Source organism: Streptomyces sp. NPDC006385 (assembly GCF_040612485.1).
Classification (GTDB): domain Bacteria; phylum Actinomycetota; class Actinomycetes; order Streptomycetales; family Streptomycetaceae; genus Streptomyces.
In genome coordinates, this window is record NZ_JBEXQG010000002.1 from 71,472 (window position 1) to 86,248 (window position 14,777).

The 14,777-nt window shown below is 72.5% G+C and carries 13 protein-coding genes and 1 riboswitch; of the genes, 4 read left to right on the plus strand and 9 right to left on the minus strand.

Features of this window, described 5'->3' with window-relative positions; genetic code table 11:
* Window positions 1-183: 183 nt before the first annotated feature.
* Both ABZ078_RS01785 and ABZ078_RS01790 read left to right on the plus strand, forming a co-directional pair.
* Window positions 184-2,697 (plus strand): SpoIIE family protein phosphatase, encoded by a 2,514-nt coding sequence (locus tag ABZ078_RS01785; RefSeq protein WP_356570577.1) that lies wholly within the window; start codon window positions 184-186, stop codon window positions 2,695-2,697.
* A 154-nt stretch (window positions 2,698-2,851) separates the two neighbouring features.
* Complete coding sequence (locus ABZ078_RS01790) at window positions 2,852-3,577, plus strand: class I SAM-dependent methyltransferase (protein WP_356570579.1); 726 nt, start codon at window positions 2,852-2,854, stop codon at window positions 3,575-3,577.
* A 28-nt stretch (window positions 3,578-3,605) separates the two neighbouring features.
* On the opposite strand, the gene ABZ078_RS01795 is transcribed toward ABZ078_RS01790, so the two are convergent.
* The 4 genes from ABZ078_RS01795 to ABZ078_RS01810 form a co-directional block, all read right to left on the minus strand.
* Window positions 3,606-6,176 (minus strand): immunoglobulin I-set domain protein, encoded by a 2,571-nt coding sequence (locus tag ABZ078_RS01795; RefSeq protein ID WP_356570581.1) that lies wholly within the window; start codon window positions 6,174-6,176, stop codon window positions 3,606-3,608.
* Between the two features lie 14 nt (window positions 6,177-6,190).
* Complete coding sequence (locus ABZ078_RS01800) at window positions 6,191-6,718, minus strand: neocarzinostatin apoprotein domain-containing protein (RefSeq protein ID WP_356570583.1); 528 nt, start codon at window positions 6,716-6,718, stop codon at window positions 6,191-6,193.
* 109 nt (window positions 6,719-6,827) lie between these two features.
* Window positions 6,828-7,808, minus strand: coding sequence for an HtaA domain-containing protein (locus tag ABZ078_RS01805; RefSeq protein ID WP_356570585.1), 981 nt, complete (start codon window positions 7,806-7,808; stop codon window positions 6,828-6,830).
* A gap of 60 nt (window positions 7,809-7,868) precedes the next feature.
* Window positions 7,869-8,603 (minus strand): hypothetical protein, encoded by a 735-nt coding sequence (locus tag ABZ078_RS01810; protein WP_356570587.1) that lies wholly within the window; start codon window positions 8,601-8,603, stop codon window positions 7,869-7,871.
* A 135-nt stretch (window positions 8,604-8,738) separates the two neighbouring features.
* On the opposite strand from ABZ078_RS01810, the gene ABZ078_RS01815 reads away from it, so the two are divergent.
* Window positions 8,739-9,767 carry a hemin ABC transporter substrate-binding protein gene (locus ABZ078_RS01815; protein ID WP_356570589.1) on the plus strand — a complete coding sequence of 343 codons (1,029 nt, stop codon included), beginning with the start codon at window positions 8,739-8,741 and terminating at the stop codon, window positions 9,765-9,767.
* Between the two features lie 95 nt (window positions 9,768-9,862).
* Window positions 9,863-10,084: a hypothetical protein gene (locus ABZ078_RS01820; protein ID WP_356570591.1), complete on the plus strand. Its 222-nt coding sequence runs from the start codon at window positions 9,863-9,865 to the stop codon at window positions 10,082-10,084.
* Window positions 10,085-10,256: 172 nt separating this feature from the next.
* Here ABZ078_RS01820 and ABZ078_RS01825 read toward each other — a convergent pair whose 3' ends face one another.
* The 5 genes from ABZ078_RS01825 to ABZ078_RS01845 form a co-directional block, all read right to left on the minus strand.
* Complete coding sequence (locus tag ABZ078_RS01825; RefSeq protein ID WP_356570593.1) at window positions 10,257-11,756, minus strand: APC family permease; 1,500 nt, start codon at window positions 11,754-11,756, stop codon at window positions 10,257-10,259.
* 85 nt (window positions 11,757-11,841) lie between these two features.
* Entirely contained in the window at window positions 11,842-12,735 is an 894-nt protein-coding gene (locus tag ABZ078_RS01830) for an ATP-binding cassette domain-containing protein (protein WP_356570595.1), read from the minus strand.
* Window positions 12,732-13,481: a cobalt ECF transporter T component CbiQ gene (cbiQ, locus tag ABZ078_RS01835; RefSeq protein WP_356570597.1), complete on the minus strand. Its 750-nt coding sequence runs from the start codon at window positions 13,479-13,481 to the stop codon at window positions 12,732-12,734. The genes ABZ078_RS01830 and cbiQ overlap by 4 nt, the downstream gene beginning before the upstream one ends.
* 6 nt (window positions 13,482-13,487) lie before the next feature.
* The gene (locus tag ABZ078_RS01840) at window positions 13,488-13,862 is read right to left on the minus strand and encodes an energy-coupling factor ABC transporter substrate-binding protein (protein ID WP_356570599.1); all 375 of its coding nucleotides are present in this window, start codon (window positions 13,860-13,862) and stop codon (window positions 13,488-13,490) included.
* Window positions 13,859-14,560 (minus strand): energy-coupling factor ABC transporter permease, encoded by a 702-nt coding sequence (locus ABZ078_RS01845; RefSeq protein ID WP_356570601.1) that lies wholly within the window; start codon window positions 14,558-14,560, stop codon window positions 13,859-13,861. The genes ABZ078_RS01840 and ABZ078_RS01845 overlap by 4 nt, the downstream gene beginning before the upstream one ends.
* A 29-nt stretch (window positions 14,561-14,589) precedes the next feature.
* A riboswitch (cobalamin riboswitch) is annotated at window positions 14,590-14,775 on the minus strand.
* Window positions 14,776-14,777 lie beyond the last annotated feature (2 nt).

The window sequence follows — 14,777 nt, forward strand, 5'->3', positions numbered from 1 at the left end:
AGGAGCGGTGTACGGCGCTGTCCTGCGGGGACGCGAGAGGGGCGGGCGGTCCGCCACCCGAACGCGCCGCCGTGCGCCCGTCACACCAATTACCGTATTGCCGCACATCGTTTCCGTCCGGAGCCGTACGGTGGAGTAGGCGGCACAGATCTTGCGCAGCCGTGGGGAGAGAGGGCCTGGGGCATGAACCGTGGCACCGAGAGGGACGGCGCGGGGGCGGAGCACGCCGCGGCCGGCCGTATCCCGCTGGCCGTGGTCGTGGTGGACCGCGAGGGCCTCGTCTCCCACTGGAGTTCCGGCGCACGACGCCTGTTCGGCGCCGCGAGGGAAGAGGCGATCGGCCGCCCGGCCGTCGATCTGCTGCCCGTCTCCGGAGCGCTGCCCGAGGAGGAGGACGTCGCTCCGTACGGGGCGTACGCGGCGTACTCGGCGTACGACGGACACGGCCACGACCTCGAAACGTCCCTGGACGGACGGCTGTTCTACCCGGCCGCGGGGCGCGCCCGCCTCACCGTGCCCCAGCGAAGCGAGATGGGGGTCCCCCCGCCCGAAGGGTGGGGGAGCGACCGCGTCGACGTCCTGTGGTGGGCCTACCCGCTGGTCGGCCCCGGCCCCGAGCGGCTGCTCGTGCTCGCCGCCGACGTGGGCAGACTCCAGCAGGACGCGCAGCACGCGCAGGAGGACGCGGACACCGGCTTCGAGCGCGTCGCACCCGGCTTCGCCCTGCACACCGACTTTCCCGGCGCCGAGGAACTCGCGGGCAAACTCCCCGAGATCCTGCCCAGCATGAGCGTCGAGGAGAGCGCCCGCGTCGTCGGGCAGGTCCTCGAACTGGGTTATCCGGTCCTGGAGTTCAGCCAGAACGACCGGGTGCCCGTCACCCCCGACTGGGGCGTGCCCCGGCGCGCCGAGCGCAGGGCCCGCCGCCAGCGGGCCGCCCGGGCCGCCGCCGAGGGCCTGCCGTTACCGAAGGAGTACACCGACGAGGGCGAGGACCTCGAATACGTCGCCGTACGCGAACGCCTGGAGTTCCTCAACGAGGTCAGCGGCCGTATCGGCACCTCCCTCGACCTCGCGCAGACCATCATCGAGGTCAGCAAGGCCGTCGTGCCCCGCTTCACCGACGTCGCCGGCACCTATCTGCGCGAACAGGTCGTCGCCGGCGAGGGATTCCCCGACGGCGTGCCCGACACGACCACCATGTGGCACCGGGTCGCCGTCGAGCACACCGACGAACCCGGCCGCTGGGACGACGTCGTGCCGGTCGGCGAGGCCATGCCCTTCCCGGCGCACACGCCGTTCTTCCAGTGCATGACCACCGGCGAACCCGTCCTCGTGCCGCGCATCAGCGAGGAGATGGGCCACGCCATCGCCTCCCAGTTCGAAAAGCGGGACATCCGGCCGCTCATCACGGGCCGCTCCATGCTGGTCGTGCCGCTCAAGGCCCGCAATGTGGTGCTCGGCTTCATGATCCTGCTGCGCCACCCCGAGCGGCCCGTCTTCAACGACATGGACCGGGTCACCGGCGCCGAACTCGCCGCCCGCGCGGGCCTCGTGCTCGACAACGCGCGCATGTACACCTACCAGGAGGCCGTCGCCGAGACCCTCCAGGACAGCATGCTGCCGCACATCCCGCCGCGCAGGGCGGGCTGCGACATCGCCACCCGCTATCTGCCCGGCACCCTCCTCGGCCGGGTCGGCGGCGACTGGTTCGACTCCGTCAAGCTGCCCGGCGCCCGCACCGCCCTCGTCGTCGGCGACGTCATGGGACACGGCCTCAACTCGGCCGCGATGATGGGCCAGTTGCGTACGGCCGTGCAGACCATGGCCGCCCTCGACCTGCCGCCCTCCCAGCTGCTGCGCAACCTCGACGACCTCGCCCAGCGCCTCGGCGACACCTACCTCGCCACCTGTCTGTACGCCGTCTACGACCCGATCGCGAGCGAACTGCACCTCGCCAACGCCGGCCACATCCCACCCGTCCTGGTCCGCGCCGAGAACGGGCGCAGCGAACTGCTCGACCTGCCCACCGGCGCGCCGATCGGCGTCGGCGGAGTGCCCTTCGAGGCGGTACGCGTGCGCGTGGCGCCCGGCGACCGGATCGTGATGTGCACCGACGGTCTGGTCGAGGTGCGTGGCGAGGACATCGGGGCCGGCCTGGCCGCCCTGTGCGAGTCCGCCGCTCATCCGGCCGCGTCCATGGACGAGGCATGCGACACCATCATCCGCGCCCTCGCGGTGACATTCTCGAAAGCGGGCCGCGGCGGCCGCAAGGACGACGTGGCCCTGCTGATGGCCCGCCTCAACGGCATCGAACCGAAGGACGTCGCCGAATGGCGGTTCCCGATCGACCCGGTGGAGGTCGCACGGGCCCGCGCCGTCGTCCGTGAACAACTGCACGACTGGGGTCTGGCGAGGCTGGCCGACAGTGCGGAGCTCATGGTCAGCGAGCTCGTCACCAACGCCGTACGGCACTCGCACAGCCGTCCCGTCGAGCTGCGCCTCGTGCGGGGCGACGCACTGCTGTGCGAGGTGGACGACGACGACCACGACCTGCCCACCCTGCTCAGCGCGGGCCCCGGCGACGAGGCCGGGCGCGGGCTGCGGGTCGTGAGCACGCTGGCCCGCGAGTGGGGCGCCAGCCGTACCGGCGCCGGCAAGACCGTCTGGTTCGAACTCTCGCTCCCGCGCCGCTGAATCCGTGTGCCCCGCAAGGGCGTACGCCGGCGTACAGGTCTCGAATGCGCAGTGAAGGTATGCGCCATGCGCTTGTAGCCGTCACCGGGGCGCGATAGACCGTACTCGCCCGTCACTTCACGACGGGTCGGCATCGCACCCTGGGGAGTCGGTCATGAGCGTGACGAGTCGGTACCGCGAGGCATGGGAGGGCTTCTGGCGTGAGGCGCCCGGTGAACCGGGGGCCGTGCTCTGGGACGCGGAACCGGCCCTGACCGTCGGCCGCCATCTGACCCTGTTCGAGACGCACCTGACCGAACCCGGCCTGCCGATGGTGGACCTCGGCTGCGGCAACGGCACCCAGACGCGTTTCCTAGCCGACCGCTTCCCCCGCGTCGTCGGCGTCGATCTGTCCGACGCGGCCCTCGACCACGCCCGGAACGCCGACCCCGCGGGGCAGGCGACGTACCGGATGTTCGACGCCGTGGACAAGGCGGGGGCCGAGGCGCTGCACGCCGAACTCGGCGACGCCAACGTGTACATGCGGGGCGTACTGCATCAGGCCGAGCCCGACGACCGGCAGCCGTTGGCGGACGGGATCGCCACGCTGGTGGGTGAGCGCGGCCGTGTCCTTCTCGTCGAACTCTCCGAGTCCGCGAAGCCCGTCCTCATGGGCCTCGCCCAGAGCCCGGCCGGACCGCCGCCCAAGCTCGTGCCCATCTTCCGGCACGGCATCGCCCCCGGCGAGGTGGCCGACGCCGCGGTGCCCGAGTATCTGCGGGCAGCCGGGCTGACCGTCCTCGCCGGCGGCGAACTGCCGCTGATCACCACGGAGTACGGGCCCGACGGCACGCGGATCGAGCTGCCGTCGAGGTGGGTGGTGGCCGGCCGGACCGCGTGACGGAGGGCGAACTCGTCCCCAGGGCCGCTCAGTTGACGCTACGACCCCTGCGGTACGCCGCCCAGCCCGCGGCGAGCAGCACGGCCGCGAGCGCGGCGACGGAGAGCACCGTGACACCGGTGGAGGCGAGGCTGCCGCCCGTGGTGGAGGCGGTGTCCGTGCCGCCGCTGCCGTCGGTGCCGCCGCCCGTGGTGCCCGTGCCGGGGTTGCCGTTGCCGCCCGTGCCGCCCGTGCCGCCGGTGTCGTCGTCCGTGTCCACCGGGTCCTGTCCGACGAAGGCGACCGGGACCTTGACGTCCTGGGAGCGGTCGCCGGAGAGGGTGTGGTCGTTGCGGGTGGCCAGGACGCAGGTGACCTTGAAGCAGTCGGTGTACTCGTCCTTGGCGTCGACGGTCAGCTCGACCTCGAAGGTGCCGCCCGCGCCGTACGGGATCGCCAGGTCCTCGCCGTAGTCCGGTGGGTCGGAGGAGATCCACGCGGAGGAGTGCGAGCCGCCGGTCATGTCGACGCCGCCGATGCACGGCGTGGGCAGTTCCCCGTCGCCGTTGTCGACGCACAGGGCGACGTAGATGCCCTTCTTCGCGTCGTAGCCGGAGCCGGTGACCTTCAGGGTCTGGTTCTCGGTGGCGAGGTTGTTGACCGGGGTGACGGTGAGCTTCTGGCCGTTCGGGCCGGTGACGGTCTTCGAGCCGGACGGCTCGCTGTCCTGGCCGTTCCCGCCGTCGTCACCCCCGCCCCCGCCATCGCCGCCATCGCCGCCGCCCCCGCCGTCGCCCGACTCGGTGACCGTGAGGGTGATCGGTGATGTGCGGGTCGTGCCGGCGGAGTTGGTGAACTCGGCGCGGTAGCGGTAGCCGTCGTGCGAGGCGCGGGCGGTGAAGGTGTACGCGTTGTCCGTCGCCGCCTCGACCGTGGACCACGTCTGGCCGCCGTCGGGGCTGACCTGCCAGCGGACGGTGGGCTCGGGCGTGCCCTCGGCGGCGGCGACGAAGGTGACCTTGTCGCCGGGTGCGACGGCCTGGTCGGTAGGGGACTGGACGACCTTCGGGGAGAGGCGGCGGTCGAGTTTGACGACCTTGCTCTCGGCCTGGTTGGTGACGTAGACGGACGTGGCGCCGGGGGCGACGGCGACGCCAGCGTAGGCGCCGGCACGGCTGCCGGGCAGGGCGACGGGCTCGGCCGCCCGCTCGAACGAGGCGCTGTCGTAGACCTCCAGGGCGCCGACCTGGTCCGCGCCGTCGTCGGCGGTGCCCCAGTCCTCGCGCAGGACGAATGCCTCGCCGCTCGTCCGGTCGAAGGCCGTCGCCGTGGCCCGGTCCTTGCCGGTGAGCTTGGCCAGCGGCTTGCCGTCCTTGTCGAAGACGAGCACGTCGTAGGCGCTGCCCACCCAGACGTTGCCGGTCGCCGGGTCCGTCTCGACGAAGTAGACGGCCGCCGCGGGGAGTTCGACGGTGGCGGTGACGGTGAGGGAGCCGGTGTCGACGCGGTACAGCTTTCCGCCCGTGGAGTCCGCCGACCAGGCGGTGCCGCGCGCGGTGTCGACGCCGAGGATGCCGCCGCCTTCCAGAGCGGCCGTCTGCTTGACGGTGCCGGTGGCCGTCTCGACCTCGGACAGAACGGCGCCCTGGGCGACCAGCGTGGTCGTCCTGGCGGTGCCGGGGCCGACGCCGGTGACCGCGCCGCCGGCCAGCCACACGCCCTTCGCCGCCGGGTCGCCGTCCTTCGCGGTGCCTATGCCGCGCAGCGGGTAGTGGAAGACGACGCCGTCGCCGGCCAGCGGGGCGGCGATCCAGCGGACCACGCGGCTCGCGAGCGCGCCGTTGGAGCCGGGGGCCTGCTGGATGTGACCGAGGAGCTTGCCGTCCTTTGCATCGAGGGCGTACAGGCCCTGTTCGGCGACGTCCGCGGTGTCGGGGATGTTGTCCGAACCGACGTACAGCTTCCCGGAGTCGGGATGCAGCAGCAGGTCCAGTGGGCGGCCCGCGGTGGTGAACTCGGCTGCCTGGACGTAGGAGACGGTGCCCGGCGGCATGTCCACGCCGTCGCCGCCGTCGTCCCCATCGCCGGGGTCCTGGCCCTCGAAACCGACGGGGACACGCACGTCCTGGGAGCGGTCGCCGGGGTTGCGGTGGTCGACACGGGTGACCACCGAGCAGGCGACCTTGGCGCAGTCGAGGCTGCTGTCCTTGGCCTTGACGTCGATCTCGACGTCGAAGGTGCCGCCCGCGCCCCAGTGCACGGCCAGGTCACCCGCGTACGCGTCGCCCTCGGGGACGATCCACTGCGAGGAGCTGCCGGTGCCGCTCTGGTCGGCGCCGCCGAGGCACGGCGAGGGGACGCGGTTGTCGCCGTTGTCCTTGCACAGGGCGACGTAGACGGCCTTGGCCGCGTCGTAGCCGGAGCCGGTGACGCGGAGCGTCTCGCCGTCCGGGTCGAGGCGGGCGGAGGCGGAGACGGTGAGCTTCTGGCCGTTCTTGCCGAGGGCCGTCTTCGGTGTGTCGGCTGCCTGCGCGGCGCCGCCGGCGGCCACGGAGGCCAGCACCGAGGCGGCCACGAGCGCGGCGGCGCCCAGGAGCGCCGCCGGTCGTCTGTGCTGCATGGGGGTTCCTCCGGTCACTGGAAGGTGATCGGCACGTGGACGTCGTACTTGCGGTCCTCGCTGTCGAAGTGGTCCGCGCGCGTCACGACGGCGCATGTGACGTCCTCGCCGCAGACGCTGCCGTCGTCGAGGGCGGCCTTGACGTGGATCTTCACGCTGAAGGTGCCGCCCGCGCCGAACTTGGAGCTGTTGGCGAACATGCCGCCGAAGGTGTTGTTGACCCAGTGCGAGGCACCGGTGGTGCCGCTCTCGTCCTGGCCGCCCAGGCACGGGGTCGGCTTGCTCGCGCCCTGCGCCCCGTCGACCACGCACAAACCGACGTAGATGCCCTGGCCGGGGTTGTAGCCGGAGCCGGAGACGGTGATGACCTGGCCGCCGGCGGCGGCCGTGCCGGGCGAGTTCAGTGACAGGTTGTACGTCGCGCCGCCGTCGGTGACCGTGCGGGTCGAGGTGGCCGCGGAGGCCGAGGTGGCCAGGCCCAGGGTCAGGGCGGCGGAGGCGGCGACGGCGAGGGCCGCGCGGGCGGCGGGGAGGGCTCTCATGAGGAACGGGACCTTTCCAGGAGGCGTAAGCCTTGACTTAGGTAAGGCTAACCTAAGTATCTGTCGGGGCTGTTTGTCAACGGAGGGTGAAGGGCCGTCAACCACACGGTCAGGAAGCGGAATTGGCGCGCACGGCGAACTCCGTGACTGCGGTCCGTGCGCCGTCCACCGTGGACAGCTCGACCGTGTGCGCGCCCTCGGCGGCGCTGTCGTACACCGGGAAGGACCGGGAGACCCGTCCCGCCTCGTCGGCCACCGCCTGGTACCGGGTGTCCCCGTCGATCGCGACCAGGACGACCTCGCCGGGCTCGAACCCCGTGCCGCTGACGGTCTGTTCGCCGCCCGCGGCCAGTGCGTCGACGGTCACGGCCGCGCCGGGGGCGGGCGTTTTCGGCAAGGCCGGGGCATGGGTGCTCTGTGAGGGCGGCGGTGGCGGTGCCGGCGCCCGGTCCGGCGGGGCGGGGTCGGTGGGCTCGGGGGAGCCCGGGGCGCCGGTCCTCACCGTCACGTCGAACCGGCCCAGTCCGTCACCCCGTGTGAAGGGGTCCCCGCTCCACGCCGACAGCAACGTCGCGCCCTCGGCGGTGAGTGACGCCCGCAGGCCGGTCCACGTCACGCCGCCCGCCCGTACGACTGGGGCGGCGCCGCTCGTCGTCACGTCCGCCAGCGGCAGTTCTCGCGCCCGGCCGTCGACGGCCGTACGGGCGTAGAGCACGCCGTCGTCGGCACCCGCCAGCCGCAGCCGCAGGCCGCCGAGCGTCAAGGGCGGCAGCGTGTCGGCGGACGGGACGAACCGGGCGGCGCCCCCCAGGTCGACGTCCACGGCGCCGGTTTCGAGATCGGCGCTGCCGCCCGTGGCCGGGAACGACGTGCGGTGCTCGGATCCCCGTACGGCGGGTTCGGTGACGTCGATCGACATCCCGTGCCCGGTCGGCTCCGCGTCGGTCGTCGTCCAGTGCGCGTCCCCGCCGGAGACCGCGCGCGGGAACGCCTCCGCGTCCTGTGCCACCGCCGACCCCGCGGCGGGGCAGAGCAGTGCGAGCAGGGCGCCGCCCGTCACGGCGGCGGCGGTGCGGGGTCTCTTCGCCATCTTCAAGTCTCCCTGGGAAGTGTCAGGTCGAGTGGGAGTGTCAGGTCGAGTACGTACGGATCAGTCCGCTGTCGCCGCCCGGCGCCTGCGTGCCCAGAGCCAGGCCCCGGTGCCGGCCGCGACAAGGCCCGCCGCCGTCGCGCCCGCCGTCAGGGCGACCGAACCGGTGCTCGCGAGCGGCCCGTCGGCGGCCTGCTCGGCGCCGTCACCCGAGCGGCCCGTACCGCCACCGCCGGTCGTGTTCGCGTCCGCTGTCGCGGTAGGCGTCGCCGGGGCGCCCTCCCCGCCCGACGCGCCCGGGCCGCTGCCGCCGAAGGTGACCGGGACCCTGACGGTCTGGCTCTGGTCGCTGCCCCGGGTGTGGTCGTTGCGGGTGATGACGGCACACCGCACGCCGGGCTTGGCGCAGTCGGTGTTCGCGTCCTTGGCCCGCACGGCCAGCCGCACGCTGAACGAGCCCTTGTGGCCGCTGCCTTCGTACGGTTTCGCCAACCCCTCGCCGTACGACGGCGGGTTGGAGGAGATCCACGCGGACGCGCCGGACTCGCCGGCCATGTCCACTCCGCCCACGCAGGGCGTGGGGGTCTTCCCGGCGCCGTTGTCCACGCAGAAGGCGACGTAGATGCCCTTCTCGGTGTTGTAGCCGGTGCCGGTCACCGTCACCGTCTCGCCCCCCGGATCGAGGCCGGCGGACTTGGAGACGGTGAGTTTCTGGCCCTCGGGGCCCGTCGCCGAGCCGCCCGCGGCCCAGGACTGTCCGGAGGTCGCGAGCAGCAGGGTGACCGCGCCGGCCAAGCCCAGGACTGCTCCAACTCCCTTGCGATGCAGGCCACTTGCCCATGCCATGAGGAACCCCCACCAGAAGAAACTAAGGCAAGGCTAACCTAAAGTACTGCTTACTTGTGTGCCAGGAGAGAGAGGAAAGAAACCATGCGCGCATCCCGGAGACGCCTCGCCGCCCTCGGTCTGACACTCGCCCTGCTCACGGCCGCCTGCGGTGGGGGCGCGGGCGTGTCGGACGGTCCGGACCCCTCCGCGGACTCCGCGAGCGCACGCGCCGCCGCGGCTGGGAGGCAGCTCGCGAAGAACACCCTCGAACCGCTCCAAGGCAAGCCGCCCGCACCGAAGTTGCCGGTCACCGTCGACTCCGCCGACGGGCGCGAGGTGACCGTCGAGAACGCCTCGCGGATCCTGCCGCTCAACGGCGGTGTGGCGGAGATCGTGTTCACGCTGGGCCTCGGCGACCGAGTCGTCGGCCGGGACATCACCGCCACCTTCGCGGAGGCGAAGAAGCTCCCGCAGGTCACCAAGGCGCACGACGTGAGCGCGGAGAGCGTGCTCTCGCTGCGGCCGACCGTCGTGCTCGCCGACACCGACACCGGGCCGAAGGAGGCCATCGACCAGATCCGCGGCGCCGGTGTCCCCGTCGTCGTACTCGACCCGGCCACCGAACTCGCCGACGTCACCACGCGCACCACCCGCGTCGCCGAGGCGCTCGGCGTCCCCGAAGCGGGCAAGGCCCTGAACAAGCGCATGAGCGACGAACTCACCGCGGCCCGCGCCGCCGTGCCCGAGGGAAGCAGGCCCAAGGTCGCCTTCCTGTACCTCCGCGGCAGCGCGGCCGTCTATCTGATCGGCGGCAAGGGTTCGGGCGCCGACTCGCTGATCGAGGCCGCGGGGGCGGTGGACGCGGGCAAGGACGCCGGGCTGGACAAGCCGTTCACGCCGATCACCAGCGAGGCGCTGGTGCGGGCCCAGCCCGACGTGATCCTGATGATGACCAAGGGGTTGGAGTCGGTCGGCGGTGTCGACGGGCTGGTCGACATCCCCGGGGTCAGCCAGACGCCGGCGGGGATGAACCGCCGGGTCGTCGACATGGAGGACGGCGTCCTGCTCGGTTACGGGCCGCGGACGCCGTTGGTGATCGACATCCTGGTGGACCGCATCCACCGGACGTGAGGCACCCGCATCCGCTGGAGCCGCGGGGGAGGGGCAGACCCGCCGGCTTCCGCGGCCCCGGGAGGGCCGGCGCGTCCCAGCCTCCCGCATGCGCGGTGCAGGCCACCGACCTCGCGGCCGAACACCTCGCCCATGGGAACGGCACCGCCCGGCCGAGCTGCTCGCCGCCCGCACGGCGCCTGGCCGACGCGCACGGCGCCCGCTGCCCGCCGACACCGGCGACCGCCACGCCGACCGCCTCCTCTACCGTGAAGGGCCTGGACCTCGCCGCATGCCGGGTCGCGGCGTTGGTCAGCGCCTCCGTGGGCTTTTCGTGACTTGGCGGCGAGGGGCGTACTCGTCGCCGGCGGAGCCCGGTGCAAGGCCCGCTCCCCGCGGCACCGGGGACCGGTGCGAGTGGCTCACCGGACGCGCCGACGCCTCGATGGCGACGTGCGGTGGGCAGGCCGTTCCCAGGGGACTCGGCGTGGCCGAGAATGATCGACATCCTCAGCCCTCCTTCTTGTCGCCGTGGACGAGTCCGGGGTCGGCCACCTGCGGGCGTTCCGACCAGAAGGCGGGTGCCCTCAGATGCCACACGCCCATGAGGACCACCCCCGTGAGGGCGATGCCGATGCCGATGAGCAGCGGCGGGCCGAGCCCGAACCACGAGACGCCGCTGTAGGAGTTCTCGGGATCGGACATGTCGCCGACCGACTCGACCAGCAGCCAGACCAGCAGCCCGGCGCCGACCAGCGGGCCGAGACCGAAGAAGACGAAGTGGCACAGGCTCTCGGTGAGATGGCGGCGGTAGTAGACCGCGCACGCGAGGCCCGTCAGCGCGTAGTAGAACGCGATCAGCAGGGACAGCGCGGTGAGCGAGTCGAAGAGGGCGTTCTCGCTGATCCGGCGCACGGCGAGGTACCAGGCGATGGCGATGCCGGCGACCCACCACGTGCTCACGTCAGGGGTGCGGAACCGTGCGTGGATGTGGGCGAAGTGCGTCGGCAGCGCGTGCCGGCGGGCCATGGACAGGGCCGTGCGCGAGGCGGGGATGATCGTCGTCTGCGTCGACGCCAGCGCGGAGGTCGAGACCGCCAGCAGGACGACCCAGTCCCAGGCCCCCATCGCCTCGCCGGCGAGCAGGGCGAAGACGAACTCCTCCTCCTCGGCGTTCCCGGCGAGGAACGCCGGCCCGGCGTAGGCCACGACGGCGAGGGCGACCGCCACATAGGTCACCAGCAGGATGACCGTCGACCACACGGCGGCCCTGCCGGGAGCGGTGGCGGAGTTCTCGACCTCCTCGGTGAGGTTCACCGCCGACTCCCAGCCCCAGTACATGAACACGCCCAGCAGCAGACCCGCCGTCAGCTCGGCGCCCCCCGCACCGAAGGGGTCCAGCCAACTGATCGACGGTCGCACGGAGTCGGGCGTGCCGGTGCCCGCGTACACCCGGTGGATCGCCACCACGGCGAACGCGAGCAGGCAGGCGACCTGTGCGAGGATCAGCGCGTTCTGCACCTTGGCCGACACCTCGGTGCCGATGACGCACACGGCCGTCATCACGACGATGACCAGCACCGTGAGCAACTGGCGCACGAACTCGTTCCCGACCCAGTGGTCGAGTCCGAGGGCGAGCAGGGCGAAGGTCCCCGCGACGTCCGCCAGCGATCCGACCACCAGGACCCCGGTCATCGTGATGGCCCATCCGCCGAGCCATCCGGCCCACGGCCCCATCGCCCGGGTGACCCACGAGAAGGTCGTCCCGCAGTCCTGGTCGACCCTGTTGAGGGAGGAGAACGCCGACGCGATCAGCAGCATCGGGGCGAACGAGGCGAGCATGACGCCGGGAGCGTGGACCCCCACGAGAGCCACCACCGGGCCGATGACCGCGGCCAGCGAGTACGCGGGCGAGGTGGAGTTGAGGCCGATGACGAGTGCGTCGAGGAACCCGATCGCATCGGCCTTCAGACCCTCGGGTGGGTGGCTGTCCGCGGCGCCTTCGGCCATGCTCCCTCGCTCAGGTCGGGTACGACCTCATCAAACCGGGAAGCGTGGGGCCCGCCGTATCTGTGCTGTCCGGTCGCGGCATGTGTCACCCGTGTGCGCCTCGTGCGGACACGTCACCGTCGGCCGCTACCGCGGGAGGCGTGCCCGCCGCTGCCATGGCGGCCAGTTCGTCCGGACTGCGCGGACCGGGTGCCGTGTCGTCCAACAGTCCCTGCGCCCGCAGCAACCGGGCGGCCGCGATGCCCCAGGGCAACCGCAGCCCCGCCTGCCGGAGGAGATCGGTGCGGGCCAGCATCGCGGCCGCCGGGCCGGTGCGCACCCCGGACGGGGTCAGGAGCGCCGCGTCGTCCGCCCAGCGCAGGGCGAGGTCGACGTCGTGGGTGGCCATCACCACCGTGGTGCCGCCCGCGCGGAGCCCGTCGAGGGTGGCGAGCAGGCGTTCCTGGCCGTCCGGGTCGAGCCCGGCGGTCGGCTCGTCCAGGATCAGCACACGGGGCCGCATCGCCACCGCGCCCGCGACGGCCGTGCGCTTGCGCTGCCCGTACGACAGCAGGTGCGTGGGCCGGTCGGCCAGCGCGGTGATGTCCAGGGCGGCGAGCGCCTCGTCGACTCTTGCCCGCACCTCGGCGTCGGACAGGCCGAGGTTCAGCGGTCCGAAGGAGACGTCCTGGGCGACGGACGCGGCGAACAGCTGGTCGTCCGGGTCCTGCACCACCAACTGCACGGTCGTCCGCAGCCGTGTCAGCCCCTTGCGGTCGTACGTCACCGGCGAACCCTCCACCGTCAACCGGCCCTCGTGCGGGCGCAGTCCGCCGCTGAGCAGCCGCATCAGCGTGGTCTTGCCGGTGCCGTTGCGGCCGAGCAGCGCCAGCGCGCGCCCCTCGGACACGTCGAAGTCGAGGTCGCTGAGGACGAGAGGGCCGTCCTCGTAGGCGTAGGACACGCCCCGCAGGGCGACGAGGGCGGTGGGCTCGCTCATGGCAAGGCCCTTTCCAGTACGAGGGTGAGGGCGGCCAGCGCCACAAGCAGTGCGCAACTCGCGGCCGTGAAGCGGACGGAGACCCGGGCCTCGGGCACCAGGACGCGCAGGGTGCCGTCGTAGCCGCGCCCGGCGAGCCCGGCCTGGAGCCGGGTGGCCCGGTCGAAGGCCCGTACGAAGGCGGTGGCGCCGAGCCCGGCGAGGGAACGCCACTCCGCGGCCCTGCCGGTGTGCCCGAGCCGGGCGGCCTGGGCCTCCCGGATGCGGCGTACCGAGTCCAGGAGCAGGAAGCTCATGCGGTACGTCACCAGGGCCACGTCGACGACGGGCGCGGGCACACCGGCCTTCACCAGGCGGGGCAGCAGGTCGGACATCGGGGTGGTGAAGGCGAACAGCAGCACGCCGAGGGAGGCGGCCGAGGTGCGCAGCAGCAGCTCCCCGGCCCGCAGCGGACCGTCGTGCGCGAGGGACACGAAGCCCTGCGGCCCGCCGACCTGGACGACCAGCGTGACCGCGCCGGTCACGCAGAAGCCCAACGGCACGCGGTACGCCCGCCACAGCCGGCGCCCGGGCACGCCCGCCGGCCCCAGCAGCACCACGAGGGAGGTCACGAGCACCAGGGCCGCGCCCGGCCAGGGCGGCAGCGAGATCGCGAGCACGGTGAGGCCGAGCCCGAGCACGGCCTTGTCCACGGGGTGACGGCGGCGCCAGCGGCTGCTGTGCGCCGCCGCGTCGATCGGCAGCACGAGAGATCAGGACCTTTCGGCCGTGGACTCCTCGGCGGTGTCACCGGCCGCGCTCTTGGGGGCCCGTTCCCGCTCCAGCGCCCGTTGCTCACCCTGCCGCCGCCCCCGGTGCAGGCCGAAGTAGTAGGCGAGGACTCCGGCACCGAGGGCGGCCTGGAGGGAGAACAGCGCCGACTCGATCTCACCGGACGGCGGCTCGTACAGTGGCGAGAACCAGGGCTCGTAGTCCGGCTCGATCTCGGTGATGGCCGTCTCCGCCTCGCCGTCGGCGCCCGCGAACGGCTCCTCCTTGTGGTCGCCGAGGCCGAGGGCCAGCGGCAGCACCGCGAGCGCGGCCACGACGAGCAGCAGCAGGACGTTGATCTTCGTGTTCTTGCTCATCGGGCCACCGCCTCGGTCTCGGTCCGGGACCGCCTCGTGGCGAAAAGCACGCCCAGCCGGGTCAGTTCGCCCTTGCTGGACTGCACCAGCAGCCGCATGACGAGCACCGTGAGCAGGCCCTCGCTCACCGCGAGCGGGATCTGCGTGACGGCGAAGATGGAGCCGAACTTGCCGAGCGCGCCCAGGAATCCGCTGCTCGGGTCGGGGAAGGCGAGCGCCAGCTGGACGCTGGTGACGCAGTAGGTGGACAGGTCGGCGACGAACGCGCCGAAGAAGACGGCGACCATCAGCGGCACGTCGTACCGCCGCAGCAGTCTGTAGGCCGCGTACCCGGCCCAGGGGCCGGCGATCGCCATGGAGAAGACGTTGGCGCCGAGCGTGGTCAGGCCGCCGTGCGCGAGCAACAGGGCCTGGAAAAGCAGGGTGATGGTGCCCAGGACCGCCATGATCGGGGGCCGGAACAGGATGGCGCCGAGCCCGGTGCCGGTGGGGTGCGAGCAACTCCCGGTCACCGAGGGCAGCTTCAGCGCGGACAGGACGAACGTGAAGGCTCCGGAGGCGCCGAGGAGCAGTGTGCTCTCGGGATGCTCCCTGACCTCACGGGTGAGCGACCGGACTCCGTGGACGACGAACGGCGCCGACGCGACGCCCCAGGCGACCGCGTGCGCCGGAGGCAGAAAACCCTCGGCTATGTGCATGGCTCAGCAGACCCTCTCCAGCACCTCGTGGATGGTTGACGCGCCTTGGCCGGTCTCCTGGCTTACGGGTACCACCGCCCGTGCTCCGCCTTCCCGGGTCCCGAGGACCCAGTGGCTGCCCGTGAGGGCCGGAGCCGGACTTCCCGATTCACAGTGGCGAGGGCCGCACCGGCATCACACCGGATTTCCCGTTCACCAAGGCGTGGTGACAGTAGTG

Coding starts and splice junctions, on each gene's coding strand:
- ABZ078_RS01790 (WP_356570579.1), top strand. CDS start 2,852: ATGAGCGTGACGAGTCGGTACCGCGAGGCATGGGAGGGCTTCTGGCGT.
- ABZ078_RS01830 (WP_356570595.1), bottom strand. CDS start 12,735: ATGAGCGAGCCCACCGCCCTCGTCGCCCTGCGGGGCGTGTCCTACGCC.
- ABZ078_RS01805 (WP_356570585.1), bottom strand. CDS start 7,808: ATGGCGAAGAGACCCCGCACCGCCGCCGCCGTGACGGGCGGCGCCCTG.
- ABZ078_RS01785 (WP_356570577.1), top strand. CDS start 184: ATGAACCGTGGCACCGAGAGGGACGGCGCGGGGGCGGAGCACGCCGCG.
- ABZ078_RS01840 (WP_356570599.1), bottom strand. CDS start 13,862: ATGAGCAAGAACACGAAGATCAACGTCCTGCTGCTGCTCGTCGTGGCC.
- ABZ078_RS01825 (WP_356570593.1), bottom strand. CDS start 11,756: ATGGCCGAAGGCGCCGCGGACAGCCACCCACCCGAGGGTCTGAAGGCC.
- ABZ078_RS01795 (WP_356570581.1), bottom strand. CDS start 6,176: ATGCAGCACAGACGACCGGCGGCGCTCCTGGGCGCCGCCGCGCTCGTG.
- ABZ078_RS01815 (WP_356570589.1), top strand. CDS start 8,739: ATGCGCGCATCCCGGAGACGCCTCGCCGCCCTCGGTCTGACACTCGCC.
- ABZ078_RS01800 (WP_356570583.1), bottom strand. CDS start 6,718: ATGAGAGCCCTCCCCGCCGCCCGCGCGGCCCTCGCCGTCGCCGCCTCC.
- ABZ078_RS01845 (WP_356570601.1), bottom strand. CDS start 14,560: ATGCACATAGCCGAGGGTTTTCTGCCTCCGGCGCACGCGGTCGCCTGG.